Below are 25,167 nucleotides of genomic sequence, written 5' to 3' on the forward strand. Positions count from 1 at the left end.
CCGGCCGGGGCATCGGTTTCTCCGGTCCCGTCCGGCCGGTGACCTGACCGAGATAGGATGCGACAGTGCCGCTGACTCCCACGAAGGACGAGAACGAGGCTCCCGAACTGGCAGCCGCGAGTCCACGCGAGGTCAGGGGACTCGTCGAACTCACCGAACGCATCATCCTCGGGGCCTATCGCGGGCACCCGTGGATCCCGCGCGCGCTGACGATCGCGCTGGGCGTATTGGTGGCGACCTGCCTGGTGGCTGGTGTCGTCCGGCTGTCGCCGCTGCCGCTGATCCCGCTGCCGCTGTTCGCCGGTTCGGCGTACGCGCTGATCCGGATCAAGGCGGCGCGGAGTGCGGAGGCGGACCAGGCGCTCGTCGTCTGGACCGGATTGTTCACCGGTGCGACGCTCGCCGGATTCTGGTTGATCTCGATGGCGGGACGCTGGCTCGGCTGATCAGCCCGAAGGCCGATTTCGGATTTTCCTCCGTTAGCAGGGTTTCAGAATCACTTCAACGGGGTAAGACGAGTCAGTGACAGTCACCGCAGGGCCCTTCTCACATGTGGGGCTGCTCTACTCCGGTGACTCCGAGTACCTGAACGGTACGATTCCGTACATCCTGGAAGGCCTGAAACTCGACGAACCCGTCGCGGTGGCCGTTCCGGGCCGGAATCTGACCCTGATCGAAGAGGCCTTGGGCGATTCGGCCGCCGAAGTCGAGCTGATCGACATGACCGAAGCGGGCCGCAATCCGGGCCGCATCCTCCCCGGTGTGCTCCTCGCGTTCGCGGACAACCGGCAGGGGCCGGTCCGGATCATCGGCGAGCCGATCTGGGCGGGGCGGTCGGCCATCGAGTACCCGGCGTGCGCGCAGCACGAGGCGCTGATCAACTTCGCCTTCGGCGACCGGGACCTCAGCATCCTGTGCCCGTACGACCGCACCCGGCTCGAAGACGACGTCCTCGCCGACGCCGAGCGGACCCATCCGACCCTCTCCGGCGCCGAAGGCGATCGTCCGAGCGCGGGCTACGCCCCCGACACGGTCGTCGAGAAGTACAACCTGCCGCTGCCCGAGCCCCTGTCGGCCGACGCGTTCCGCTTCGACCTCGCCAGGCTCGGCGCGGTGCGCCATTTCGCGCAGGAGCGCGCGGAGGAGAGCGGGCTCGTCCCGGACCGGGTGGAGGATCTCGTGCTCGCCGTGGCGGAACTGTCCGCCAACAGCGTGCTGCACGGGTCCGGCCACGGCGTCGTCCGTGTCTGGCGTGACGAGGACCATGTGCTCTGCGAAGTCATCGACGAAGGCACGCTGAGCGATCCGCTGGCGGGCCGCCGTCCCGCCTCACCGGGGCAGATCGGCGGACGCGGTCTGGTGCTGGTGAATCAGGTCGCCGACCTGGTCCGGCAGTACCGGAGACCGGGCGCGACCGTCACCAGGATCTTCTTCCGCGTGTGAACCCGGTCAGACGTTCTTCGGGACGTGCTTGCCGAGGAACGCGATCAGGCTCGGCACGACCGTGCGGTTGAAGGCGTCGCCGTGCTTGCCGCGCGCGGTGTGCGCGACCAGGGGACGCGCTTCGGAGATGAACTTCCGCACCCCGCCGATGAACGGGTCTTCGGTTCCGCACCAGACCCCGGTCGGCACGCTCTTGGTGACGTCGATGTGGCGCAACGGGTCCAGCGAGCCCCAGTCGGCGGCGTCGCGGAACGCGCGGCGTTTGCTCATCTCCGGCCACGACGTGATCAGCGCGGGCGCGAGTGCCGCGACCGCGGACGGCGGGCGGCGGCGTTCCAGGCGGCGCCGGGTGTAGAGCAGCGCGCCGAAGCCGCCCATCGAAAGCCCGGTGGCCGCGAACGGCAGCCCGTCCCGGCCGCCGAGGCCGCGGGCGGCCAGCCAGCGGGGGACTTCTTCGAGCAGCATCGCCATCGGGTTGTCGCCGGGCTGGTTCTCGTGCCAGTAGTGGTCGCCGCCGTCGACCGCGACGAACCCGAACGGGGGCACCGCCTTGCGGGCGACGTCGCTGCCGAGTTGCTTGAGGAGCCCGGTGGGGGCCGCGTGCCGCGCGGTGCCGTGGAGGCCGTGCAGCATCAGCGACATCGGCAGGCCCTTGGGCGGTGCCTTGGTCGGCAGCATCAGGACGAGGTCGACCTCGCGGCCGCGGGCTTCGGAGTAGACGCGTTCGACGCGGGGGCTGCCCAGCTGGGTGGCCGGGGTCGGCGACGCGACGCCGAGTGCCCGCTGGAGCGCTTCGCTGAACGGCAGGGCTCCGGTGGCCGTTCCGGCGGCGAGCCCCGCGACCCCGAGACCGGAAGCGCCGGCGATCAGCACGGAACGACGGCTCAGCCAACGGCGGGCGCCATGCACCCCCGGCAGCGTCGTCTGCCCCTGGTCGTCGTTCACCTGTCCCCGTTCCCGTCCCCATTCCCGGTCGGTCTCTCACCGGGCAATGATCATCTATCAGGTCAGACGTGCGCCGAAGCCCGAAGGTTGCACGTGTCGCCGACCTGTGACCGGGGTATCGCCGGATCAGGTGCCGATGTTTCCCTCTTTCGCGCGCCATGACTCGATCGAGATGCGCGCGGACCGCGTCGCGGCCTCCAAGGTGTCGCCGAGACCCACTCCGAGAGCCGTCGCCAGGGGAACCAGGATCTGGTCCACGCCGTTCTCCCCGTCGCCGAAGTGGCCGGCGACCTCCAGGGTGATGTAGCCGTGCACGGCGCTCCAGAGCTGGGCGGCGACGTCGAACTCGGAGGCCGGGCGGAACCGGCCCGCGTCGATCACCCGCTTCGCGCCGCGGACGAGAAAGCCGAAGGCCTCGATGCCTTCTTCGCTGAGGTTCTGGCGGGTCTCCTCGTTGGTCATGTCGCCCAGCGCCGCCTTCTGCCCGCTGGGCTGGCTCTGGCCGAAGGTCACCGCGTAGAGCTGCGGGTTGTCGACCACGGTCCGCCGGTACGTCAGAGCGAGGGTGAGCATGTCGGCCGCCGGATCGCCGGTGTCCTCGATCTCGCCCAGATTCGCCGACAGCCGCCGGAATCCCTCGCGCGCGACCTCGTCCACCAGTGCGCCCATCCCGCCGAAGTGGGTGTAGACGGCCATGGTCGACGCGCCGATCTCGGCGGCCAGCTTGCGGGCCTGGAGGGCTTCCGGGCCGCCGTCGGAGAGCAGCCTGATCGCCGCCTCGATCAGCTTGGCCTTGACCTCGGCGGTGGCGGGCTTCGGGGACATGCTTGCCAGTATTCCATAACCCTGTTATAAATGTATCCATAACCGCGTTATAGTCACCGATCCAGGGGGCCTGCGATGGGTAACAAGTTCCTCCAGGGCAACTTCGCCCCGGTCAGCCGTGAGCACACGATCACCGAACTGCGCGTCACCGGGCACATCCCGGAGTACCTGGACGGGCGCTACCTGCGGAACGGGCCGAACCCGCTGTCCGAAGTGGACCCGGCCACCTATCACTGGTTCATGGGCGACGGCATGGTGCACGGCGTCCGGCTGCGGGACGGCCAGGCCGAGTGGTACCGCAACCGCTGGGTGCGCAACCCGAGGCTGTCGCGAGAACTCGGCGAGCGCTGGGAGGGCGGCCCGGCCCTCGGGATCGCCTCGATGGGGGCGAACACCAACGTGATCGGCCACGCGGGCAAGACCCTCGCGCTGATCGAGGGCGGCGCCACGAGCTTCGAGATGACCGATGAGCTCGACACGGTCGGCGCCTGCGACTTCGACGGCACCCTGCCCGGCGGCTACACCGCCCACCCGAAACGCGATCCGGAGACCGGCGAACTGCACGCCGTGTCGTACTTCTTCGGCTTGGGCAACAAGGTCCAGTACTCGGTGATCGACGCCCATGGCCACGCGCGGCGCAAGGTGGACATCGAGGTCACCGGTTCGCCGATGATGCACGACTTCTCCCTGACCGAGAAGTACGTCGTCTTCTACGACCTCCCGGTCACGTTCGACGCCGAGCAGGCCGTCGCCGCGTCCGTCCCGCCGTTCCTGCGCACGCCCGCCCAGCTGGTGGTGTCCGCGCTGGTGGGCAAGGTGAAGGTGCCGGATCCGCTCAGCGCGAGGCTGCGTTCGCGGATCTCGGGCAACGCGGGCCTGCCGTACCGCTGGAACCCCGGCTACCCGGCGCGGATCGGCGTCATGCCGAGGGAGGGCGGCAACGGCGACGTCCGCTGGTTCGAGATCGAGCCGTGCTACGTGTTCCACCCGATGAACGCCTACGACGACGGCGAGGACATCGTGCTGGACGTCGTCCGGCATCCGAAGATGTTCGACAGCGAACTCCTCGGCCCCGCCGAGGGGCCGCCGACCCTGGACCGCTGGACCGTCGACCTGACCGTCGGCAAGGTCGTCGAGGAACGCCTCGACGACCAGGGCCAGGAGTTCCCGCGCGTCGACGAGCGGCTGCTCGGGCGGCCGCACCGGTACGGCTACTCGGTGTCCACAAAGGATGGATCGGCTTCGGCGGGATCACTGCTCAAGCACGACCTGTGGAAGCGCACGGTCGAGTCGAAGGAATTCGGCCCCGGCAGCCAGGTGGGCGAGTTCGTGTTCGTCCCGTCCTCTGTGGACGCGGGCGAGGACGAGGGCGTGCTGATGGGGTTCGTCTACGATCCCGCGACGCAGAAGAGCGACCTGACCATCCTGGACGCGGGGACGCTGGAGACCGTCGGCGCCGTGCACCTGCCGGACCGGGTGCCCAACGGCTTCCACGGCAACTGGGTGGGTGCCTGAATCAGCCGAGCCCGAGCACGCGCTGCTCCCCGGTGTAGAGGTTCATGCTGTCGCCGCGCAGGAAACCGATGAGGGTCATGCCGTTCTCCTCGGCCAGTTCCGCGGCCAGCGACGACGGCGCGGAAACCGCCGCCAGCAGGCCGATCCCGGCCATGGCGGCCTTCTGGACCAGCTCGAACGACGCGCGGCCGGACACCAGCAGACCGGTGTCCGCCGCGGGGATCCGGCCCTCCTGCAGGGCCCACCCGAGGACCTTGTCGACGGCGTTGTGCCTGCCGATGTCCTCCCGGACGACGGCGAGGTTCCCTTCGGCGTCGAACAGGGCGGCCGCGTGCAGCCCGCCGGTGCTGGAGAAGACCTTCTGGTGCGTCCGCAGTGTGTCCGGGAGCTCGGCCAGCACGTCCTTGCTCACCGCGAATCCGGACTTCCCCGGTGAGAAACGGCTCCGCAGTTTGACCGCGTCGAGCGCCGCCTTGCCGCAGACGCCGCACGAGGACGTGGTGTAGAAGTTCCGCTCGACGCCCGTCTCCGGCGGAGCGACGCCCTCGGCCAGCGCGATGTCCAGCACGTTGTAGGTGTTGCGGCCCTGGTCGTCGACGCCGTCGCAGTACCGGGCCACCGCGATGTCCTCGCGAGAGGTGAGCACGCCCTCGGACAGCAGGAAGCCGTGCGCGAGTTCGACGTCGTTGCCGGGGGTCCGCATGGTGACCGCGAGCGCCTTGCCGCCGACCCTGATCTCCAGCGGTTCTTCGGCCGCGAGCGCGTCAGGGCGCCGCACGTCCCTGGTCGCGGAGATCTTCCGCACCGGACGGCGCACCGTCACCCTGCCCACTTGTCCACCCTTCTGACCGGTTGTTCGACACTCGGGTACTGCAACGCTGGGCATTAAGTAATACATTCCCAGTGCACATCCCCAGAGTACGGAGGCGCCGGATGGCTGTCGGCTTCCTGGACCGTTCACGCATTGTCGCCCCGCCGGGCTGGAGCCGCTGGCTGGTGCCTCCCGCCGCGCTGGCCGTCCACCTGTCGATCGGGCAGGCGTACGCGTGGAGTGTCTTCAAACTCCCGCTGGAGAAGACGCTCGGGCTGACCGGCACGCAGAGCGCGCTCCCGTTCCAGCTCGGCATCGTGATGCTCGGGCTGTCGGCGGCGTTCGGCGGGACGCTGGTCGAGCGCAACGGACCCCGCTGGGCAATGTTCGTCTCGATGGTCTGTTTCAGTTCGGGCTTCCTGATCTCCGCGCTCGGCGTGGCGACGTCGCAGTACTGGCTCGTCGTCCTCGGCTGGGGCGGGATCGGCGGCATCGGGCTCGGCATCGGCTACATCTCGCCGGTGTCGACGCTGATCAAATGGTTCCCGGACCGGCCGGGGATGGCTACCGGGATCGCGATCATGGGCTTCGGTGGAGGCGCGCTGATCGCCTCCCCGTGGTCTTCGCAGATGCTCGGCGCGTCGCCGTGGACGATCGGGACGGTCGCGACGGCGTTCCTCGTGCACGGCCTGGTCTACGCGGTCTTCATGACCCTCGGCATCCTGCTGATCCGGGTCCCGGCCGACGGCTGGAAGCCGAAGGGCTGGGAGCCGAAGACCGACCACGGCAACGCGATGATCACCACCGCGAACGTGTCGGCGCGCAACGCCATCAAGACGCCGCAGTTCTGGCTCCTCTGGGTGGTCCTGTGCTTCAACGTGACCGCGGGCATCGGGATCCTCGAGAAGGCGTCGCCGATGATCGCGGACTTCTTCCGCGAGACCTCGACGCCGGTCGGCACGGCCGCCGCGGCCGGGTTCGTGGCGCTGCTGTCGTTGACCAACATGCTCGGCCGGTTCGTCTGGTCGTCCACTTCGGACCTGGTGGGGCGCAAGAACATCTACCGCCTCTACCTCGGCGCGGGCGCCCTGCTGTACCTGGTGATCGCCTTGACCACCAACGCCTCGAAACTCGTGTTCGTCCTGTGCGCCATGCTGATCCTGTCCTTCTACGGCGGCGGCTTCGCGACGATCCCGGCGTACCTGAAGGACCTCTTCGGCACCTACCAGGTGGGGGCGATCCACGGCAGGCTGCTGACCGCGTGGTCGATGGCGGGTGTGCTCGGGCCGCTGATCGTCAACGCCATCTCCGACAGCCAGAAGTCGGCGGGCAAGGTCGGCCCCGACCTCTACACGACGTCGCTGTTCATCATGATCGGCCTGCTGGCCGTCGGTTTCGTCGCCAACGAGCTGGTGCGGCCGGTCGACCCGAAGTTCCACGAGCCGGCGCCGTCCGGCGAGCCCGCGAGGAGTGAGGCCCGATGACCGAACAGGCTCCCGAGCGCCGACGCACCGGGTTGATGGTCTTCGCGTGGCTGTGGGTCGCGCTCCCGTTCGCCTACGGCGTCTACGAACTGTTCCGGAAGGTGGTCCAGCTCTTCGGCGGCTGAGTAAGGTCGGCACGTGGGAGTTCTGGTAACCGGGGCATCGCGCGGCATCGGCCGTGCGATCGCCCGCGCCTTCGCGGAAAAGGGCGACCGTGTCGCCGTTCACTACGCTTCGAACCAGGAGGACGCAGAGCGGACGTTCGGCGGGCTCCCGGGTTCCGGCCACGGGCTGGTCCGGGGTGACCTCTCCGATCCCGAAGTGGCGCAACGGATCGCGGACGAAGCCGAGGACCTGGTCGGCGGGGTCGACGTCCTGGTCAACAACGCCGCGTACGCGCCGTCGCCCTCGGCGGCCCATCCGGTCGCCGAAGTGTCCTATGCGGACTGGCAGCGGGTCTGGCGGCGGATGGTCGACGTCAACGTGCTCGGCACGGCGAACGTGACCTACTGCGTGGCGCGGCACATGATCGAGCGCGGCGCACCCGGCCGGGTGGTCAACATCGGCTCGCGGGGCGCCTTCAAGGGCGAGCCCGAGTTCCCGGCGTACGGCGCGAGCAAGGCCGCGCTGCACTCGCTCGGGCAGTCGCTCGCCGTCGCGCTCGCTCCGCACGGGATCGCGGTGACCTCGGTCGCACCCGGCTTCACCGCCACGGACCGGGTCGCGGTCAAGCTCGAAGGCGCGAGCGGCGAGGCCCTCCGCGAGCAGAGCCCGTTCGGCCGGGTCGGCACGCCGGAGGAGGTCGCGGCGGCGGTGCTCTACCTCGCTTCCGCCGAAGCCGCCTGGGCGTCCGGCGCGATCCTCGACCTGAACGGCGCGTCGCATCTGCGGATGTGAAGTGGATCACCTCTGCAGCAATATGGGCTCCTCGCGCGTCCAAGGAACGTGCACAAGCTGGGGAAGGTCCTGGTCGCCGTTCTCGCGGTGGCGGTGTTCAGCGGGACCGCGTACGGGTACTCGACCATGAAGTCGCTGGACGGTGTGACCCGTGAAGACGTGATCGAGGGGGCGACGGACCCGGGGGAGCAGCCCGCCGACGGGTCACTGGACATCCTGCTGGTCGGGCGCGATTCGCGGACCGACGAGCACGGCAACCCGCTGTCCCAGGAGATGCTGCGTGAGCTGCGCGTGGGCGCCAACGGCGACGACCTGACCGACACCCTCATCGTGCTCCGCATCCCCAACGGCCAAAAAGCGGTGAAGGCCTTCTCGATCCCGCGCGACTCCTGGGTCTCGGAGCCGGGGACGAAGGACAAGACCAAGATCAACGGGATCTTCGGGCACGCCAAGTTCGCTTCGGCGAGTGCACAGCGCGAGGCGGGCAAGACCGACAAGGCCGAGATCGACAAGGTGGCGATCACGGCCGCGCGGAAGGCGACCCTGAAGGCGGTCGAGGACCTCACCGGCGTCAAGATCGATCACTTCGCCGAGGTCAACCTGCAGAGCTTCTACGACATCAGCAAGGCCGTCGGCGGGGTCGAGGTGTGCTTGAAGCGCGACACCAAGGACGTCAAGTCCGGGGCGGACTTCAAGGCGGGCAAGCAGACGATCCAGGGCGCCGACGCGCTGGCCTTCGTCCGCCAGCGCGAGGACCTGCCCCGCAGCGACCTCGACCGCGTCCGCCGTCAGCAGGTGTTCCTCGCCGGGCTGGCGAAGCAGGTGCTCTCCGCCGGGACGCTCGCCAACCCGGCTCGCCTTTCCGAACTGATCGACGCGGTGAAACGTTCGGTCGTGCTCGACGGCTCGTGGGATCTGCTCGACTTCGTCCGGCAGATGCGGGGCGTCTCCGGCGGCGGCATCGCCTTCGACACGATCCCGGTGGTCAACCCCGACTATCGCTACAACCCGAGGCAGCCGACCGCGACCGCTGTCCAGGTCGATCCCGAGCAGGTGCGCGCCTTCGCCGCCTCGTTGATCGGCGCCCAGCCCACGACACCGCAGGCACCCGCCGGCCCCAAGGTCGACGTCGTCAACGCGAGCGGCAAGGACGGCCTTGCCGCCCGCGTCGCGGATCTCTTGGCGGAAAAGGGATTCGGCAAGGGCGAGGCGACGGCCGAGACCGGACGGCGGACCTCCGTCGTCCGGTTCAGCGACGCGTCCGGGCCCGCCACGGAGATCGCGAAACTGCTCGGCGGACTGGAAACCCAGAAGGCCGATTCCGTCGCGGCGGGCCATGTGCAGGTCGTGCTCGGACAGGTCTACAAGGGACCCGGCGTGTCCGCGGGCGGTGGGGCGGCCGGGGTCCGGACCGACCAGCCCATCACCTCCGACGACACCGGCTGCATCAACTGACGGCTATTCCCGTGGCGGGATCTTGCCGTTCTTGGCGACCGGAAGACCCAGCTGGGCCGGCTCGGTGATGGTGACCTGCTCCGAGGGAAGACTCGCCAGGACCGGGTTCAGATGAGTCAGCTTCAGCGTGAGCGGGCCGACGACACTCGGGCTGGTCGTGACATCGCTCTTCGCCAGATCGAGCCACTGGACGGTGTTGAGCACCACCGGAGGGATCTCGTCACCGCGTTTGGCGACCGGGACGCACAACTGCCGCGTGTTGCCGACCTTGACGTCCACCTTCGGCCGGTCGGCCAGCACCGGGTTGAGGTGCCCCAGCGTCAGCGGGAAGGCCTGGCCGGGGATGCCGAGGACGCGCAGGGCGTAGCACTTGAGATCGATGTGCCGGACGAACGACAGGATCTCCGGCGGCGGCAGCACCCCGTTCTTCGCGACCGGGACGCACAACTGCTCCGGCGACAGCATCGTCACGTGGGCGTCCTGGATCCCCAATTTCTGCACGACCGGGTTCAGGTGGCTCAGCGTCAGCGGGAAGTTCGCCGCGCCGCCTTCGATCCGATAGCAGGACAGGTCCACCCAGCGGACGTAGTCGAGGATCCCGCGCGGCGGGACGACCCCGTTCTTCGCGACCGGCACACAGAGTTGCTGTCGTTCTCCCAGCCGGGTCGTTTCCGTCGGCAGGCCCGCGAGCACCGGGTTGAGATGCCTCGTGGTGACCGTGATCGGCGGTGGTTTGTAGCCCTCGGTCCGGTAGCAGGACAGATCGAGCTGGGAGACGAACGGGAGTGGCGGCGGTGCGGCCGGAGCGGCGGTGGCCGCTCCGGGGAGTACGGCGACGAGCACGAGCGAGACCAGGGCGGCGAAGCCGCGCAGGATCGATCTTCGTGACATGGCAAGGCCTTTCCGCGAGCACGTGAACGGGTTTCCCCTCCACGGTGGGCGCGGATCGGCCTCGTCCGGCACCGCCAAGCGGGCAGCCTATGGTGCGGCCAGCGTGCCCGAAGCCTCGATGACCTCCGGCGCGGGGCCGTCCGGACGCAGCCTTCGGCGCAATCGCACGATCTCCGCGAGCGAGGCCCCGCCGGTGATCTCGATCGCGGCCAGCGAAGGCAGCGTGACACCGGCGTCCAGCAGCCGCCGGACCTGTCCGTCGTCCAGGGTGAGCACCCGCAGCGAGGCCAGTTCGCCGACGCGTTCCAGCTCGGGCACGTCGAGACCGGCCAGCCCCAGCCTGATCAGCCCCGGCAGCCCCAGCAGCGGGCCGAAGTCGATCGGATGCTTCACCCCGGCGAGCGAAAGACCCCACAGGGCGGGGTGCCCGGCGATCCCGGTGAGATCCACCTTCGCGGTCTCGATGCTCGCCGCTTCGAGCGCCGGGAACCCGGAGAGGTCCGCGACGACGGAATCGGCGCGGTTGACCCGCAGATGACGCAACGACGACAACGGGTTCAGGATCGCGAGGTCCACCGAGCCCGGGTCGTTGAGGTACAGCTCCTGGACGAGTTCCGGATCGGCGACCCCGCCGAGGTCCGTCGTCTCGGTCAGCACCTGGTCGTGGCCGCGGGCGGACTCGTCGTGGAAGGCGGCTTCGGCGATGAGATACGGCGAATCGGGTTCGTCGTTGTCGTACTCGCCCGCCTTCAGCGCGCGGACGACTTCTTCCATCATCCCGGTGATCGAGGCCGCGACGTACCGGATGGGGCCCCAGACGTTCCGCCCGTACTCGAGGATCTGGCCGCTCTCCCCGTCTTCCGCCGGGTCGAGGTCGACGGCGAGGAAGTCACCGGCGTGATCGCTGCCGAAGGTGATCCACCAATCGTTGCGGGACAAGCGTTTCACCCGGCCGGCGGGCTGAGTCTCGAAGACCACGCCCTCTTCGGTGACCGGGTCTTCCCAGCCGTAGGAACCGGGAACGCCGTCGAGGTAGCGCTCGACGAGCAGGGGGAGCGGATCGTGGGCGTACCGGCCCAGCAGCCCTGATTCGTTGTCCCAGCCCGTCACCCGGAACAGTGCGCGAAGGTCTTCGGGCAGCCGCGCGCCGATCCGCGCTTCGGCCTCGGCGAGTTCGGCCTCGGTGCGGCCGGGCTCCCAGTCCGGCGCGTGGCCCTTGATCTTTTCGTACAGCCCGGCGAATTCCGTGGCGAGAGCGGTGATCCGGGCGAGCACGGCCGGATCGGTCGGCGCCCCGGTCGGCCGGGATCGCACGGGCAGCGGCAGGCCCGGCAGCGGATGCCCCGGATAGCGGAAGCCGTCGTCGAACACGAGCCACGCCGGGGACATGGTGCCGACGTCGGGCGTCGCGAGGAAGGTGTACTCCCCGGTGTGGCTCAGCCGGACCTCGTAGATCGACGGGGGCAGCGGCCGGAACAGCTCCGACAGAGCCGTCATGTCGGGACTCAGGTACCGGCCGGTGTCCGTCTCCGCCTGCAGCGAGAACCCGCCGCCGGTGTTGTGGATCCGCAGCACGGCGCTCGTGAAGGTCGTTTTCGTGCTGTCGTGCAGTAAGCGCGCCATTTCACCGGCGATGTCCCCAGGGTTCATGAGGGGGAATCTAGCGGCTCCAACCTCACCACGACCGCCTTCGACACCGGGGTGTTCGACTTGTCCGCCACGGAATCCAGCGGCACCAACGCGTTCGCCTCGGGGAAGTACGCCGCCGCGCAGCCCCGGGCCGTCGGATAGGAGACCACCCGGAACCGCGGCGCCCGGCGGTCACCGTCCCGCCATTCCGAGACCAGGTCGACCATCGCGCCGTCGGCCAGCCCGAGCGAGACCAGGTCGTCGGGGTTCACCAGCACCACGCGCCGGGCGTCCTCGATGCCGCGGTAACGGTCGGAAAGGCCGTAGATCGTGGTGTTGTACTGGTCGTGGCTGCGCATCGTCTGCAGCAGCAGCCTGCCTTCGGGCACCTGCGGGTACTCGAGTCCGGAGACGGTGAAGTTCGCCTTGCCGTTGGCTGTCCCGTTGAACTGCCGGGAATCGCGCGGCGCGTTCGGGAGCACGAACCCGTCGGGCTCGCGGACACGGGCGTTGTAGTCGTGGCAGCCGGGCACGACGCGCGCGATCCGGTCGCGGACGAGGTCGTAGTCGGTGTGGAAGTCCCGCCACGGCACGGGATGCCCGGCGCCGAACAGCGCTTCCGCGAGATGGCAGACGATCGCGACCTCGGAAAGCAGGTGCTCGCTGGCCGGGGCCAGCCTGCCGCGTGAGGTGTGCACCTGCGACATCGAGTCCTCGACGGTGACGAACTGCTCGCCGGCGGCCTGGGTGTCGCGTTCGGTGCGGCCGAGGGTGGGCAGGATCAGCGCGGTCTTGCCGGGGACGACGTGCGAGCGGTTGAGCTTCGTCGACACGTGCGCGGTCAGGGAGCAGGACTTGAGCGCCTTCTCGGTCAGCTCGGTGTCCGGGGTGGCGGAAGCGAAGTTGCCGCCGACGGCGAAGAAGACCTTGCCCTTCCCGTCCCGCATCGCGCGGATCGCGGCGACAGTGTCGTAGCCGTGGTCGCGCGGCACCTTGATGCCGAACTCGGCGTCGAGACCGTCCATGAAGGACTCCGGCATCTTCTCCCAGATGCCCATCGTCCGGTCGCCCTGGACGTTGGAGTGCCCGCGCACCGGGCACAGGCCCGCGCCGGGTTCACCGATCATGCCGCGCATAAGCGCCAGGTTCGCGACCTCGGAGATCGTCTGCACCGCGTGCTTGTGCTGGGTCAGGCCCATCGCCCAGCAGTAGATGGTCCGCTCCGACGTCGCGATCATCCGCGCCAGCCGCTCGATCTGCTCACGCGGCAGCCCGGTCGCGGTGTCGACCTCGGCCCAGTCGATCTCCCGCAGATGCTTCGCGTAGTCCTCGAACCCCTCGGTGGACGACTCGACGAACGCGCGATCGACGATCGTGCCGGGGGTCTCCTGCTCCCACTGCAGCAGGAGGTGCCCGATCGCCTGGAACAGCGCGAGGTCGCCGCCGAGCCGGATCTGCGCGAACTCGTCGGCCAGCGGGGTTCCCTTGCCGACCACGCCCCGGACGTTCTGCGGGTTCTTGAACCGCATCAGACCGGCTTCGGGCAGCGGGTTGACCGCCATGATCTTCGCGCCGTTGCCCTTGGCCTCTTCCAGCGCGGACAGCATGCGCGGGTGGTTGGTGCCCGGGTTCTGGCCGACCACCACGATCAGGTCCGCCTTGTGGATGTCGGCGAGCGTGACCGAGCCCTTGCCGATCCCGGTCGTGGCCGCGAGCGCGGCGCCGGACGACTCGTGGCACATGTTGGAGCAGTCCGGGAGATTGTTGGTGCCGTAGGACCGCACGAGCAGCTGGTAGAGGAACGCGGCCTCGTTGCTGGTGCGCCCGGAGGTGTAGAAGATCGCCTCGTTGGGGTCCCCGAGCGCACGGAGCTCGTCCGCGACCAGGGTGAAGGCGTCGGCCCAGGAGATCGGTTCGTAGTGCGAAGCGCCTTCGCGGAGCACGAACGGCTCGGTGATCCGGCCCTGCTGGCCGAGCCAGTAGTCGGTCTTCCCCGACAGTTCCTGGATGGAGTGCTCGGCGAAGAACTCGCGTCCGACCCGGCGTTTGGTCGCCTCCTCGGCGACGGCCTTCGCGCCGTTCTCGCAGAACTCCGCGAGCTTGCGGTGCTCGCCGTCGACCTCGCGCGGCTCGGGCCAGGCGCAGCCGGGACAGTCGAAGCCGTCGCGCTGGTTCAGCAGGCGCAGCGTCTTGACCGTGCGCGCGGCGCCCATCTGCTCCATGCCACGCACCAGGGAGACGGCGACCCCGGGGATCCCGGCCGCCCAGCTCTTCGGTTTCCCGACTTCGAGCTGTGTCTCGTCAACGTCGTTCGCGGGTGCTTCGCGGGTCATGCCACCATCGTGCGCCTTGCCGCCCCGGCGCGCGACCGAGGGGTCAGGCGTCGGTGACGATCCGGGTGACCTGCGACTCGTCCAGCGGGAACCACGGCGTCTCGTTGACGCCGCGCTCCTGCACGGCGTTCACCGTCACCGCGGCCACCACCAGCACGACCAGGCCGATGATCGCGGCGATGCCCGGCCACCGGTTCGAACCCGGCTCGCGGTAACCGCCACCGGAGGCCGCCGCCTTGCGCTGCTTGCGGCGCTTCTTCTTGAGTTCCTTCTTCGCACCCAGCCAGGCGTCCAGTTCGGCGTGCTTCTGCCAGTTCGGGTCGGCCAGGTCCGGATGGGTCTCGATCCGCCGGTCCTCTTCGTCCATCTCGGTCCTTTTCCCCAGTGTTCGGCTGCTACTTGCAGGTCTCCAGCGACGGCAGAGGTTTCGTCGGGTCGTAGGTGGCGACTTCGTCGACGGCTACGGGCATGCCGACGGCGACGGGTCTGTCCTTGTCAGCGTACTGGGGCGCGAGGATCCCGGCCTTGGCCGCGTCACAGGCCATGCGTGTCCGGTAGGCCGCGCCGTCCCCGAAATCGAGCCCGGCGTCGGCCTTGTCGAACGGCGGCGCTTTGCGGATCACGTAGTCCTGCTCGTCGCGGACGAACGGGACGATGTCCGCCGGGGTCCTGGCCTCGCTCGGGAGCGCGTCGAAGGCGTAGGCGGTCGTATAACTCGCGTGGATGATCAACTCGCCCGTTCTGCCTGCCTTCACCGTGAGGAAGCCGGTCATCCGCGGGGTCACCGGCAGCAGGCCTTTCGGCCCGATGAGGGTCAGGAAATTGCCTTTCTCGATGGTGACCGGGCCGGTGAGCGTCGGTTCGAGCCGGGCGCGTTCGTTCGGGGTCAGCAGCGCGAGCAGCTCCGAACCGTCGCCGGCCCGCAGCACCGGGGTGCCGAGCCGTGCGGCCGCGATGGCCTGCGTCACCGTCCGGAATCCCGCCTCGACCTCCTGCGCGGTGAAGTCGCCGACCGGCTCCCCCCGCGGCATGGTGATCCCGGCGATCCCTTCGCGCCAGTTCGCGGCGGGGGTGCGCTCGTAAGGCCGGGCGAGGTCGACGCCGATCGCCACCGGAGCCGCTCTCGGAGGTTGTCCGGATCCGGCGTCGCGTCCCCGCAGTTGCTGCATGACGACCGCCCCGGCCCCGAGCACGACCACGGTCACGACGAGGAACAGCGTCAGGACGCGACCCCGGCGGGACATCCGGAAACGTCGGCGCGACCTCGGTTTCGGTATCCGTTTGCGGTCCTTCTTCGCGCCGATCCGGGCTTCGCGTTCGGCCTGCTTGCGCCATTCCGGATCCATCAGGTCCGGATGTGTCTCCAGGCGCCGATCTTCCACGAAAATGCCTCTCCCCAGTGCGTTGTGACAAATCCTCATCGGCAGGGGACGGCGAGCGTTACGGCCGGTGACGAACTCACTGGAGGGGGTTCGTAGACTTGACAATGTGACCGAGAACGCCCAGCCGCAGCAGACCGACCTACCGGGTGCCTGGAACCCGGCCGACGAAGAAGCCTCGCTCTACCAGCGCTGGGTAGACGCCGGGTACTTCACGGCCGACCCCACGTCGGACAAGCCGCCGTTCACGGTAGTCATCCCGCCGCCGAACGTGACCGGTTCGCTGCACATCGGGCACGCCTTCGAGCACACCCTGATCGACGCCAGCACCCGTTACCACCGCATGCTCGGCGACGAGACGCTGTACCTGCCGGGCATGGACCACGCGAGCATCGCGGTCCACGCGCTGGTCGAGAAGCAGCTCCGCGCCGAGGGCACCAGCCGCCGCGAGCTCGGCCGCGAGGCCTTCGTCGACCGCGTCTGGCAGTGGAAGAACGAGCACGGCGGCAAGATCCTCGCCCAGATGAAGCGCCTCGGCGAGGGCGTCGACTGGACCCGCGAGCGGTTCACCATGGACGACGGCCTGTCCAAGGCCGTCAACACGATCTTCAAGAAGCTCTTCGACGACGGCCTGATCTACCGCGCCGAGCGGCTGGTCAACTGGTCGCCGGAGCTGCGGTCGGTGCTGTCCGACGCCGAGGTGAAGCACGAGGAGGTCGAGGGCGAACTCGTCTCCATGCGCTACGGCGACGGGGACGACGCGATCGTCGTGGCCACCACCCGGATGGAGACGATGCTCGGCGACACCGCCGTCGCGGTCCACCCGGACGACGAGCGCTACACGCATCTCATCGGCACCGAGGTCGAGCTGCCGCTGACCGGGCGCCGGATCCCGATCGTCGCGGACAAGCACGTCGACCCGGAGTTCGGCACCGGCGCGGTCAAGGTGACCCCCGCGCACGACCCGAACGACTTCGAGATCGGCCAGCGTCACGACCTGCCGATGATCACGATCATGGACGAGCAGGGCCGGATCGACGGCACCGGCACCGAGTTCGACGGTATGGACCGCTTCGAGGCCCGCGTCGCGGTGCGGGAGAAGCTGCGCGAGCAGGGCCGCATCGTCGCGGAGAAGCGCCCGTACCTGCACAGCGTCGGGCACTCCGAGCGGTCGAAGGAGCCGATCGAGCCGCGGCTTTCGCTGCAGTGGTTCGTCAAGGTCGGCCCGCTCGCAAAGGCCGCCGGTGACGCGGTGCGCGACGGGCGCGTGAACGTCCACCCGCCGGAGCTGGAGAAGCGCTACTTCGACTGGGTCGACAACCTGCACGACTGGTGCATCTCGCGCCAGCTGTGGTGGGGCCACCGCATCCCGGTCTGGTACGGCCCGAACGACGAGGTCGTCTGCGTCGGACCGGACGAGGAGCCGCCCACGGGCGAGGGCTGGACCCAGGACCCGGACGTCCTCGACACCTGGTTCTCCTCGGGCCTGTGGCCGTTCTCCACCCTCGGCTGGCCGGAGAAGACCCCGGACCTGAACAAGTTCTATCCGACGTCGGTGCTGGTCACCGGCTACGACATCCTGTTCTTCTGGGTCGTGCGGATGATGATGTTCGGCCTCTATGCCACCGGCGAGGCGCCGTTCAAGACCATCGCGCTGCACGGCATGGTCCGTGACCAGTACGGCAAGAAGATGTCGAAGACGGCGGGCAACGGCGTCGACCCCATCGAGTGGATGGACCGCTACGGCACCGACGCGCTGCGCTTCACCCTCACCCGGGGCGCCAACCCGGGCACCGACGTGCCGATCGGCGAGGAATGGGTCGCGGGCTCCCGGAACTTCACCACGAAGCTCTGGAACGCCACCAAGTTCGCCATGATGAACGGCGCGGACGCGAACGCCCTGCTGCCGCCCGCCGCCGAACTCACCGAGGCCGACCGCTGGATCCTCGGCAGGCTCGGCAACGTCGTCGACGAGGTCACCGGCTACCTGGCGGACTACCAGTTCGCCAAGGCCACCGACACGCTCTACCAGTTCACCTGGACCGAGCTGTGCGACTGGTACCTGGAGCTGTCGAAGGTCCAGGTCTTCCAAGGCGACGAGGCCCGCGTGACGGCGACGCGCGCGGTGCTCGGGCACGTGTTCGACACGGTGCTGAAGCTGCTGCACCCGTTCATCCCGTTCATCACCGAGAAGCTGTGGACGGCGCTGACCGGCCGCGAGTCGCTGGTGATCGCCCCGTGGCCGGCGGCCGACGCCTCGTACGCCGACGCCGTGGCGGACAAGCGGATCGCCGACGTGCAGAAGCTGGTCACCGAGGTCCGCCGGTTCCGCGCGGACCAGGGCCTCAAGCCCAGCCAGAAGGTGGCCGCGCGGCTGTCCGGCGACGGCTTCGCCGAGATCACCGGGCACGACGAGCCGATCCGCTCGCTCGTCCGGCTCACCGCGCCCGAGGACGGCTTCGCGCCGAGCGCGTCGCTGGAAGTCGGGCTGTCGGCCGGTGTCGTCACCGTCGAACTGGACCTGTCCGGCACGATCGACGTCGCCGCGGAGCGCAAGCGCCTGCAGAAGGACCTCGGTGTGGCGGAGAAGGAACTGGCGCAGGCCGAGGCCAAACTCGGCAACCAGGCCTTCATCGACAAGGCGCCGGAGCCGGTGATCGGCAAGATCCGGGCCCGCAAGGAGACCGCGGTGGCCGACATCGAGCGCATCAACGCCCGGTTGGCGACGCTTCCCGCCTCCTGACCAATGCTATGAAGGGGACTTTCATTGCGAATTTTGCAATGAAAGTCCCCTTCATAGCATCCAGGGAGGCTCAGCGGAGGTGGCGGAGGATCACTCCGGCCACGCCCGCCATCCCGGTGCGATAGGGGTGGTACGCCGCCGCGGCGAGCAGTTTCGTGTGCTGCCCGTTGATCCACGCGGCCCCGTTCGGCGCGCAGGCGTCGTGCCCGGCTGACGGGCCGAATGTGTCCACAAAGGACGCTTTGCCGTCCTTGGTGACCGCCTTCTTGATCGCCGAGTTCAGCGCCTTCTCGACGCTGTTGAGCCACGCGTAGTCACCCTCGGCGAAGGGCAGGATCTTCGGGCAGTAGCCGGATTCCGGCGCGATCCGCGGGTAGCCGATGACGAGCACGTCGGCGCGCGGCGAGCGGGCGTGGATCCCGGCCAGCACCTTCTCGACGTTCTTGCCGGTGTCGGCGATCTTGGCCTTCATGGTGTCCACGCCGCCGACGGTGAACTTGTCCTGGCAGGGGTTCCCGGTGGGATCGCTCGCGCGCAGTGACGGGCAGGTGCCGACCAGCGCGCCGAAGACGCCGTAGTCGTTGCCGCCGATGCCGACGGTGACCAGATCGGTGTTCGCGCGCAGGGCGCTGAACTGCGGTGGATTGCTGCCGAGAATCACGCTCTGTGACTGGGTCATGTTGGTGGTGTCCGCACCGCCGCAGCTGATGTCGGTGTAGGAGCGGACCCGCAGCGCCGCAGCGAGGATCGACGGGTAGTTCTGCGTCGACTTCCCGCAGAACAGCGGGTCGAGGCGGGGGAGCGGGATGAGCGGTCCGGACGTGTAGGAATCACCCAGCGCGACGTAATTCCGGTAGGACCGCTCGGCGGCGGTGGCCGCCGTGGTGGAGGCGATCAGCAGGACGACGGTCGAGACGGCCGCGAACAGGACGCGTCTGAAGCGCATGAGGACCCCGATCTCCGGACTGGTTGGCCCCTCAAAAATGAACCGGATCCGCCCCCGTCGGCGCCGCCGATTGGGTGGTCGGGCGCGAGCTTCACCCGCTTGGGGTGTCACATCGGGTGATCGTCTTCCGGCCTGCGATAGACCAGGAGATAGCGGAAGAAGAGCAGATTCCGCACCTTGCTCCCCGGCAGCAGCCGGGTCGCGTCGCGCCGGATCCGGTTCATCGGCGGAAACGTCTCTTTGATCGGCGCGGCCGGCAGCGGATCGATCCCGCCGTTGAGCCGCTCGCCCGCGTACACGACCACCCTGGCCAGCGCGTTGACCGGCGAGGCGACCAGAGCGCGGGCGTAGTCGAAAGGCGTACTGGGCTTGCCGAGACCGAGCACGGCCAGCACCCCGCCGGGGACCAGCGCGTCCCGCAGCTTCGTGACCGTTTCGAACGGGACATGGTGGAGTGACGCGAGGCAGGAGATGAAGTCGTACGCCTCTCCCGGCAGCTTCTCGGTGGAGACGTCGGCCTGCCGGTAGGAGATCGTGCCGGGACCCGGCGAACCGGCGGCGCGGGCGAGGTCGACCATCGGCCCGGACCGGTCGATCGCCTCGACGTGCATCCCGGTCGCCGCGAGCCGCCTGGCGAACCGCCCGCTGCCGCAGCCCACCTCCAGCGCCACCCCCGGACCTGGCGGCAGCTGGTCGAGCAGCAGCGGGTGGTAGTGGTCGTTGTGGTTGAACCCCATGCGTCGAGAGTGCCAGCAAAAGCCGCACGTAGACTCGCTCCGACAGGGAGTAACGCTAAGAGGAGAGTTCGTGCCGCGAGGTGACGGCCGGGATTCTGAAGAGTTCGCAGAATCCCCGGACCTGGCAGATCTGGACAGTTTCGCCGGCGTCGACGAATTGGGGGCACGCGCCCACGATCCGTCCGACGACACCGACCCGGATCTGGACGCCCCCGACGCCGCGTACCAGGCGGGCGGCGGCGCGGGCGGCGGGATCGGCGGGATCGGGCAGCTGGGGGACAACCTCGCGCTCGGACCCGTGCCGGACCTGGTCGCCCCGGAGGACCTGGAACTGCACGAACTGGACGATCAGGGCGACGACCTCGCCCCGGCCGACCCCAACGGGCAGCAGGCACGCCGCGAACTGCTCGCGGTCGAGGCCGAGCTGAACCTGCGCTGGCCCGAGACCAAGATCGAGCCGTCACTGGCCCGGATCGCGGCCCTGGTCAACCTCATGGGCGAACCGCACCGCGGCTATCCGGTGGTGCACGTCGCCGGGACCAACGGCAAGGGCTCGACCACGCGGATGATCGACGCGCTGCTGACCCGGATGGGCCTGCGCGTCGGCCGGTACACGAGCCCCCACCTGCAGTTGGTCACCGAGCGGATCGCGCTGGACGGGATCCCCATCTCCGCCGCCGCGTACGTCGACCTGTACCGCGACGTCGCGCCCTACGTGACCATGGTCGACAACGCGGGCGGGCCCGACGCGGTGCCGATGAGCAAGTTCGAGGTGCTCACCGGGATGGCGTTCGCGGCCTTCGCCGACGCACCCGTCGAGGCCGCGGTCGTCGAAACCGGCCTCGGTGGCTCCTGGGACGCCACGAACGTCGTGGACGGCGACGTCGCCGTCATCACGCCGATCGGCGTCGACCACGTCGAGTACTTCGGCGGAGATCCGGCCAAGGCCGCGGTGGAGAAGGCCGGGATCATCAAGCCCGGCAGTGTCGCGGTCATCGCCGATCAGGACCCCGAAGTCCAGAAGATCCTGCTGGAACGCGCCGTCGAGGTCGACGCGAGCGTCGCCCGCGCGGGCAGTGAGTTCGGCGTGCTGGAGCGCGAGATCGCCGTCGGCGGGCAGATGCTGAAGCTGCAGGGCCTCGGCGGCGTCTACGACGAGATCTTCCTGCCGCTGCACGGCGCGCACCAGGCGGCCAACGCCGCGCTCGCGCTGGCCGCCGTCGAAGCCTTCTTCGGCGCGGGCAAGGACAGGCAACTGGTCGTCGAAGCGGTCCGTGAGGCTTTCGCCGAGGTCGAGACCCCCGGCAGGCTGGAACGCGTCCGCGCCGCCCCGACAGTGCTGCTCGACGCCGCCCACAACCCGCACGGCGCGAAGGCGCTCGCCACCACCGTCGCCGAAGAGTTCGCCTTCCGCCGTCTCGTCGCCGTCGTCGGCGTCATGGCGGAGAAGGACGCTCGCGGCATCCTGGACGCCCTGGAACCGGTCGTCTCCGAGATCGTCGTCACCAAGAACTCGTCCCCGCGCGCGATGCCGCTCGACGAACTCAACGACATCGCCATCTCGATCTTCGGTGAAGACCGCGTCGTGGCCGAAGCGAGCCTGGACTCCGCGATCGAGACGGCCATCGGCCTCGTCGAGCAGAGCGACGACCCCGAGGAACCCCTGGCGGGCGGCGGCGTGCTGGTCACCGGCTCGGTCGTCACCGCGGGCGAAGCCAGGACCCTGTTCGGTAAGGAGCCGGCGTGACCGACGAGACCCCGAAACCGCCGGCCAAGGACCCGATGAAGTCCTTCCGGGGCGTGATGGCCGGTTCCCTGATCATGGAGGGCATCACCGTCGCGCTCGCGCTGCCGGTGGTGGCGAAACTCGGCGGCGGCGTCGGTTCGGTCACCGGCTGGTCGACGATCGCGATCGCGATCGCGCTGATCGTGCTGTGCGGTTTCCTGAAGAAGCCCTGGGCGGTGCCCGCGGTACTGGTCCTGCAGGTCGCGCTGATCGCGTTCTTCGTGGCGCTGCCCGCCGTGGCGATCCTCGGGGTGATCTTCCTCGGGTTCTGGCTGTGGCTGCTGTGGCTGCGCCGGGATGTGGCGAGGCGGATGGCGGCCGGAACGCTACCGAGTCAGCAGCAGGCTCAGTAGCGTTCTCCGGGTGACCGCGCGGGTTTGTTCGAGCCGCCGCGTCCCCTGGTCGAGGTCGATTCCTGAGTCTCCGTCGTCTTGCGTGCTTCCTTCGGCGTGATGCGGGCGGTTTCGGCGTACCAGCCCGCGGTGGAGCCGTGTCCGTACAGTTCCATCGGGCCGCGGGATTCGATCTCCGCCAGGTAGTGCCCGATCTCCGCCAGGGCTTGGCGTGCCACCGACAACCGCTCGACCACGCCGTGCGCGAGTTCGCGCGCACCGGCACGCCACAGCTCCTGTGGCGGTTCGAGGATTCGTGGGCTGGACACCCCGCCATGATACCAAAGAATCGAACACATATTCGAGCGGAAAGCGGCTCTACCTAAAGGTGTAATGAAAGCAGTTCGCATTCCCGAAAAGCCCAAAGTGAAAGGTCGTGAAGGCCTCCTTCCCTACCCTCAAAGTAGGGAAGGAGGCCTTCACGGACCATCGGACCAGCCTCACCCGACCCCGGAACCGCTTAAGGTGATCGCGACGGCACCGGTGTCCCGCTGGCGGTCGATCTGACCGGCGGGAACCGGCACGACGTCACTCGGCTGACTAACCCCAAAGCGGGGCCCGGCCAACTCCTAACGCAGTCGCACGACCCGAAGCTCCGGTGACCTCGCGATATCCGCCCCACAGAACCGCCCCCGCACCCAGCCGCCCTGCGAGTACAACCGTGTCTGGTCGGCGAAATGCGGCGAAGTGACGTCGGTCGACTGTGAGTAGGTCTGGATCGTCGAGACGTCCGGGCACGCCTTGCCGCTGAAGCCGACCACCTGCACGAAACTGGATCCGTGCACGACCTCGTGGTTGCCTCTCGCCGGGTCCCACAGCGACGTGATCACGTTCAGCACGCCGAGGCCGCCCGGTCCGCCGTGGATCGGGATCCGCTGCCCGGCCCGCGTCACGGCCTGGTTGTCGCCGAGCCTGCCGTCGACGGGGAGGCCGCCGTCGCGGAATTCCGCGAGTGTGTCACCGAAAGCGCTCTGCACGGAAGGATTTCCGACCGCGAGAGTATTGGGCGTCGTGACCGGCTGGTTCGGATCGAAGGGGACTTGCCAGATGTTGCGCAGCCCGCCGAGCCGCTCCGCGAACCGCTGGAAGAACAGCGCGCCGCGGCTGTCGAGCCGGAAAGTGTGGTCCCACGCCGCAAGGGTGACGCACGCGTTCCCGACGGGCACCGGGCCTGACGCGGACGGTGCCTGTCCGCCGGGGAAGGCCGCGCACATCGTCGCCGTGTCGGCGGCCGCGAGTTCGGCGGTCCGGCTTCGGTCCCGGTACAGCAGGTCCTTCATGGATGAAGGCGTGAAGTCCTTGCCTGCCAGGCCTTCTTCGGCGGAGATCAGCGCTTCCCGCGTCCGGTCCGACCGCTGCGTCCCGGTCGTGCCGACGATCCGGGGGAGCGGGGCGATCGGGGCGCGCGCGTTGGCGAGCCAGGCGCTGTCGTTGGCGTTCAGCTCGTAGTCGCGGCGTTGCTGCACCGGCAGCCGGGACGGCGCGAACAGGCCCGGTTCGAGGGAGCCGGGGTCGCTTCCCCAGTTGCACGAGGACTTCGAGCCGTCCAAAATGGACAATCCGGTGCCGGGGAACAACGCGCGGCCGAGCGGGGTCCCGCAGGTCGTGGCCCGTTCGTCGGTGACGTGCGGGACGACCTGGATGTCCGTGTAGAGCGCGTTGCCCGCCCGGTCGGCGGCGATCGTGTTGACCCACGGGACGCCTTGGGTCCGGGCGAGCGCCTCGGCGACTTCCTTGGTGCTGTGTGATTTGCTCAGTTCGAACCAGGTGTTGAGGCCGCGCAGGTTGCCCGCGTTCCCGTCCCGCAGCGCGTGCGCGGACTTCGCGGTCCACGGTGTCGGCACCCCGAAGGCGGACCCGATCACCTGGCCGTAGCGCGTCCCGTAGAACGTGCGGCCGACCAGCCGTCGCTCGCCGTTCGGTTCGCGGACCTCGACCTTCACCTCACGCGCGGTCATCTTCTCCGGTTTGCCGTCGACCAGGTAGGTGGTCGGGTCGCCCGGAGTCAGCGGCACCTCGAAGAGGCCGAAGGTGATCGCGGTCGACACCGTATGCGTCCACGCGACGTCGGCGGTGTGCCCGATCTGCGGCAGCGGGATGCCCAGCAGGCTTCCGCCCGCGACGTCGAACCGGCCGGGAATGGTCAGTTGCGACTGCCAGAACCGGCGCCCGCCCTGCCACGGGTAGTGCGGGTTCCCGAGCAGCAGGCCGCCGCCGGAGCGTGTCCCGTCGCCCCCGATCGCGATGCCGTTGCTGCCGAGCTCGCCCGTCTTCATGGCTTTGCGGAACCCGTCGGCGATCCGCGGCGCCGCGTCCGGGGCCGCGGCCGGAACGTCCTTCGCGGACGGCGGCTGGGTCCTGGCGAGATCGGAGGCGAGCAGGCCCTGCCCCGCCACCGAGGCGACGGCGTAGAAGTGCCGGTAGAAGTCGAGTTCGGTGATGGGCCGGACCCAGTCCGCGCCGCGGCAGACCGGATCGGTGATGCGGTCGGCGCCGGTCTGCTTCAGATACGCGTTGTAGCCCTCGACGTAGCCGGAAACCAGTTCCCGAACCTCCGTCCGCGGGCCGTGCGGCGCGGGCTGGGCGACGAGGCGTTCGACGACGCCCGAGTCGTTGATCCGCTGGAAATGCAGGTCGCTGTCGAGGTTCGTCTTCGCCTCGCTCATCGCCGGATTGCCCTGGCCGCCCGCCCCGAGGTACGCGGAGCGCCGCGCGGACACCGTCAGATAGGTGTTGGCGAGTTCGCAGACGTTGTCCTTGGCCGCGGCGAAACCGTAGCCGTAGCCGAGCCCGTCGAAGTCCTTGGCCGCGATGTGCGGGATCCCGAACTCGGTGTAGCTGATCACCGCCCGCGACCGGCCCAGCTCGTCCGCCGACGAGACCCCCGTCATCAGACTCGACGTCGCCAAAGCCGCTGTGAGCAGCACGAAGCCACGTTGGATTCTTCGCATCGTTC

At 69.1% G+C, this 25,167-nt stretch carries 22 protein-coding genes; 10 read left to right on the forward strand and 12 right to left on the reverse strand.

From position 1 onward, the window contains the following. Positions 1 to 65: 65 nt before the first annotated feature. Both BKN51_RS02010 and BKN51_RS02015 read left to right on the forward strand, forming a co-directional pair. Positions 66 to 446 (forward strand): hypothetical protein, encoded by a 381-nt coding sequence (locus BKN51_RS02010; RefSeq protein WP_101605977.1) that lies wholly within the window; start codon positions 66 to 68, stop codon positions 444 to 446. 76 nt (positions 447 to 522) lie between these two features. Continuing rightward, positions 523 to 1,443: a sensor histidine kinase gene (locus tag BKN51_RS02015; RefSeq protein ID WP_257791127.1), complete on the forward strand. Its 921-nt coding sequence runs from the start codon at positions 523 to 525 to the stop codon at positions 1,441 to 1,443. A gap of 6 nt (positions 1,444 to 1,449) precedes the next feature. Here the strand turns inward: BKN51_RS02015 and BKN51_RS02020 are convergent, their stop codons facing one another. Together BKN51_RS02020 and BKN51_RS02025 are read right to left on the reverse strand one after the other, a co-directional pair. After that, positions 1,450 to 2,388: an alpha/beta hydrolase gene (locus BKN51_RS02020; RefSeq protein ID WP_101605979.1), complete on the reverse strand. Its 939-nt coding sequence runs from the start codon at positions 2,386 to 2,388 to the stop codon at positions 1,450 to 1,452. A 126-nt stretch (positions 2,389 to 2,514) separates the two neighbouring features. Beyond that, positions 2,515 to 3,213: a TetR/AcrR family transcriptional regulator gene (locus BKN51_RS02025; protein ID WP_101605980.1), complete on the reverse strand. Its 699-nt coding sequence runs from the start codon at positions 3,211 to 3,213 to the stop codon at positions 2,515 to 2,517. 75 nt (positions 3,214 to 3,288) lie between these two features. Between BKN51_RS02025 and BKN51_RS02030 the strand changes: the two genes are divergently transcribed. Then, complete coding sequence (locus tag BKN51_RS02030; protein WP_101605981.1) at positions 3,289 to 4,728, forward strand: carotenoid oxygenase family protein; 1,440 nt, start codon at positions 3,289 to 3,291, stop codon at positions 4,726 to 4,728. Between the two features lies 1 nt (position 4,729). On the opposite strand, the gene fdhD is transcribed toward BKN51_RS02030, so the two are convergent. Continuing rightward, a complete protein-coding gene (fdhD, locus tag BKN51_RS02035) occupies positions 4,730 to 5,560 on the reverse strand; it encodes a formate dehydrogenase accessory sulfurtransferase FdhD (RefSeq protein WP_101605982.1) in 831 nt (276 codons plus the stop codon). Positions 5,561 to 5,661: 101 nt separating this feature from the next. Here fdhD and BKN51_RS02040 point away from each other — a divergent pair, with 101 nt between their 5' ends. From BKN51_RS02040 to BKN51_RS02050, 4 genes are read left to right on the forward strand one after another with little or no spacing between them, the layout of a single operon-like run. Further along, on the forward strand, positions 5,662 to 7,023 hold the full coding sequence (locus tag BKN51_RS02040; RefSeq protein WP_101605983.1) for an L-lactate MFS transporter: 1,362 nt from the start codon (positions 5,662 to 5,664) through the stop codon (positions 7,021 to 7,023). Continuing rightward, positions 7,020 to 7,148 (forward strand): MFS transporter small subunit, encoded by a 129-nt coding sequence (locus tag BKN51_RS44625; RefSeq protein ID WP_255355414.1) that lies wholly within the window; start codon positions 7,020 to 7,022, stop codon positions 7,146 to 7,148. Before BKN51_RS02040 ends, BKN51_RS44625 begins: the two co-directional genes overlap by 4 nt. Before the next feature lie 13 nt (positions 7,149 to 7,161). Continuing rightward, the gene (locus BKN51_RS02045; RefSeq protein WP_101605984.1) at positions 7,162 to 7,920 is read left to right on the forward strand and encodes an SDR family NAD(P)-dependent oxidoreductase; all 759 of its coding nucleotides are present in this window, start codon (positions 7,162 to 7,164) and stop codon (positions 7,918 to 7,920) included. 48 nt (positions 7,921 to 7,968) lie between these two features. Beyond that, positions 7,969 to 9,375 (forward strand): LCP family protein, encoded by a 1,407-nt coding sequence (locus BKN51_RS02050; protein WP_101605985.1) that lies wholly within the window; start codon positions 7,969 to 7,971, stop codon positions 9,373 to 9,375. Between the two features lie 3 nt (positions 9,376 to 9,378). On the opposite strand, the gene BKN51_RS02055 is transcribed toward BKN51_RS02050, so the two are convergent. The 5 genes from BKN51_RS02055 to BKN51_RS02075 all read right to left on the reverse strand — a co-directional run bounded on the left by BKN51_RS02055 (position 9,379) and on the right by BKN51_RS02075 (position 15,610). Further along, positions 9,379 to 10,266 (reverse strand): hypothetical protein, encoded by an 888-nt coding sequence (locus tag BKN51_RS02055; protein ID WP_101605986.1) that lies wholly within the window; start codon positions 10,264 to 10,266, stop codon positions 9,379 to 9,381. An 87-nt stretch (positions 10,267 to 10,353) separates the two neighbouring features. Continuing rightward, positions 10,354 to 11,916 (reverse strand): SMI1/KNR4 family protein, encoded by a 1,563-nt coding sequence (locus BKN51_RS02060; protein ID WP_101605987.1) that lies wholly within the window; start codon positions 11,914 to 11,916, stop codon positions 10,354 to 10,356. Further along, positions 11,913 to 14,228: an FdhF/YdeP family oxidoreductase gene (locus tag BKN51_RS02065; protein ID WP_101605988.1), complete on the reverse strand. Its 2,316-nt coding sequence runs from the start codon at positions 14,226 to 14,228 to the stop codon at positions 11,913 to 11,915. The genes BKN51_RS02060 and BKN51_RS02065 overlap by 4 nt, the downstream gene beginning before the upstream one ends. A 43-nt stretch (positions 14,229 to 14,271) precedes the next feature. Further along, entirely contained in the window at positions 14,272 to 14,595 is a 324-nt protein-coding gene (locus BKN51_RS02070) for a hypothetical protein (protein ID WP_101605989.1), read from the reverse strand. Between the two features lie 28 nt (positions 14,596 to 14,623). Continuing rightward, positions 14,624 to 15,610: a hypothetical protein gene (locus BKN51_RS02075; RefSeq protein ID WP_233224126.1), complete on the reverse strand. Its 987-nt coding sequence runs from the start codon at positions 15,608 to 15,610 to the stop codon at positions 14,624 to 14,626. A gap of 106 nt (positions 15,611 to 15,716) precedes the next feature. Between BKN51_RS02075 and BKN51_RS02080 the strand changes: the two genes are divergently transcribed. Next, a complete protein-coding gene (locus BKN51_RS02080; RefSeq protein WP_101605990.1) occupies positions 15,717 to 18,350 on the forward strand; it encodes a valine--tRNA ligase in 2,634 nt (877 codons plus the stop codon). Positions 18,351 to 18,420: 70 nt separating this feature from the next. On the opposite strand, the gene BKN51_RS02085 is transcribed toward BKN51_RS02080, so the two are convergent. Then, complete coding sequence (locus BKN51_RS02085; RefSeq protein WP_101605991.1) at positions 18,421 to 19,296, reverse strand: SGNH/GDSL hydrolase family protein; 876 nt, start codon at positions 19,294 to 19,296, stop codon at positions 18,421 to 18,423. 107 nt (positions 19,297 to 19,403) lie between these two features. Further along, the gene (locus BKN51_RS02090) at positions 19,404 to 20,033 is read right to left on the reverse strand and encodes a class I SAM-dependent methyltransferase (protein ID WP_101605992.1); all 630 of its coding nucleotides are present in this window, start codon (positions 20,031 to 20,033) and stop codon (positions 19,404 to 19,406) included. Positions 20,034 to 20,103: 70 nt separating this feature from the next. Between BKN51_RS02090 and folC the strand changes: the two genes are divergently transcribed. Then, positions 20,104 to 21,780, forward strand: a complete 1,677-nt coding sequence (gene folC / locus BKN51_RS02095; RefSeq protein WP_101605993.1) for a bifunctional tetrahydrofolate synthase/dihydrofolate synthase — start codon at positions 20,104 to 20,106, stop codon at positions 21,778 to 21,780. Then, the gene (locus BKN51_RS02100) at positions 21,777 to 22,172 is read left to right on the forward strand and encodes a DUF4233 domain-containing protein (protein WP_101605994.1); all 396 of its coding nucleotides are present in this window, start codon (positions 21,777 to 21,779) and stop codon (positions 22,170 to 22,172) included. Before folC ends, BKN51_RS02100 begins: the two co-directional genes overlap by 4 nt. On the opposite strand, the gene BKN51_RS02105 is transcribed toward BKN51_RS02100, so the two are convergent. Further along, positions 22,166 to 22,480, reverse strand: a complete 315-nt coding sequence (locus tag BKN51_RS02105) for a hypothetical protein (protein WP_233224127.1) — start codon at positions 22,478 to 22,480, stop codon at positions 22,166 to 22,168. The genes BKN51_RS02100 and BKN51_RS02105 overlap by 7 nt on opposite strands. A gap of 300 nt (positions 22,481 to 22,780) precedes the next feature. Continuing rightward, positions 22,781 to 25,162, reverse strand: a complete 2,382-nt coding sequence (locus BKN51_RS02110; protein ID WP_101605995.1) for a penicillin acylase family protein — start codon at positions 25,160 to 25,162, stop codon at positions 22,781 to 22,783. Between the last annotated feature and the right edge of the window lie 5 nt (positions 25,163 to 25,167).

This window comes from Amycolatopsis sp. BJA-103, assembly GCF_002849735.1.
Taxonomy (GTDB): Bacteria; Actinomycetota; Actinomycetes; order Mycobacteriales; family Pseudonocardiaceae; genus Amycolatopsis.

Bases quoted from the DNA above. Each gene is read 5' to 3' on its own strand.
- BKN51_RS02025 (WP_101605980.1), bottom strand. From the start codon at position 3,213: ATGTCCCCGAAGCCCGCCACCGCCGAGGTCAAGGCCAAGCTGATCGAG.
- BKN51_RS02030 (WP_101605981.1), top strand. From the start codon at position 3,289: ATGGGTAACAAGTTCCTCCAGGGCAACTTCGCCCCGGTCAGCCGTGAG.
- BKN51_RS02040 (WP_101605983.1), top strand. From the start codon at position 5,662: ATGGCTGTCGGCTTCCTGGACCGTTCACGCATTGTCGCCCCGCCGGGC.
- BKN51_RS44625 (WP_255355414.1), top strand. From the start codon at position 7,020: ATGACCGAACAGGCTCCCGAGCGCCGACGCACCGGGTTGATGGTCTTC.
- BKN51_RS02055 (WP_101605986.1), bottom strand. From the start codon at position 10,266: ATGTCACGAAGATCGATCCTGCGCGGCTTCGCCGCCCTGGTCTCGCTC.
- BKN51_RS02060 (WP_101605987.1), bottom strand. From the start codon at position 11,916: ATGAACCCTGGGGACATCGCCGGTGAAATGGCGCGCTTACTGCACGAC.
- BKN51_RS02065 (WP_101605988.1), bottom strand. From the start codon at position 14,228: ATGACCCGCGAAGCACCCGCGAACGACGTTGACGAGACACAGCTCGAA.
- BKN51_RS02070 (WP_101605989.1), bottom strand. From the start codon at position 14,595: ATGGACGAAGAGGACCGGCGGATCGAGACCCATCCGGACCTGGCCGAC.
- BKN51_RS02085 (WP_101605991.1), bottom strand. From the start codon at position 19,296: ATGCGCTTCAGACGCGTCCTGTTCGCGGCCGTCTCGACCGTCGTCCTG.
- BKN51_RS02090 (WP_101605992.1), bottom strand. From the start codon at position 20,033: ATGGGGTTCAACCACAACGACCACTACCACCCGCTGCTGCTCGACCAG.
- BKN51_RS02110 (WP_101605995.1), bottom strand. From the start codon at position 25,162: ATGCGAAGAATCCAACGTGGCTTCGTGCTGCTCACAGCGGCTTTGGCG.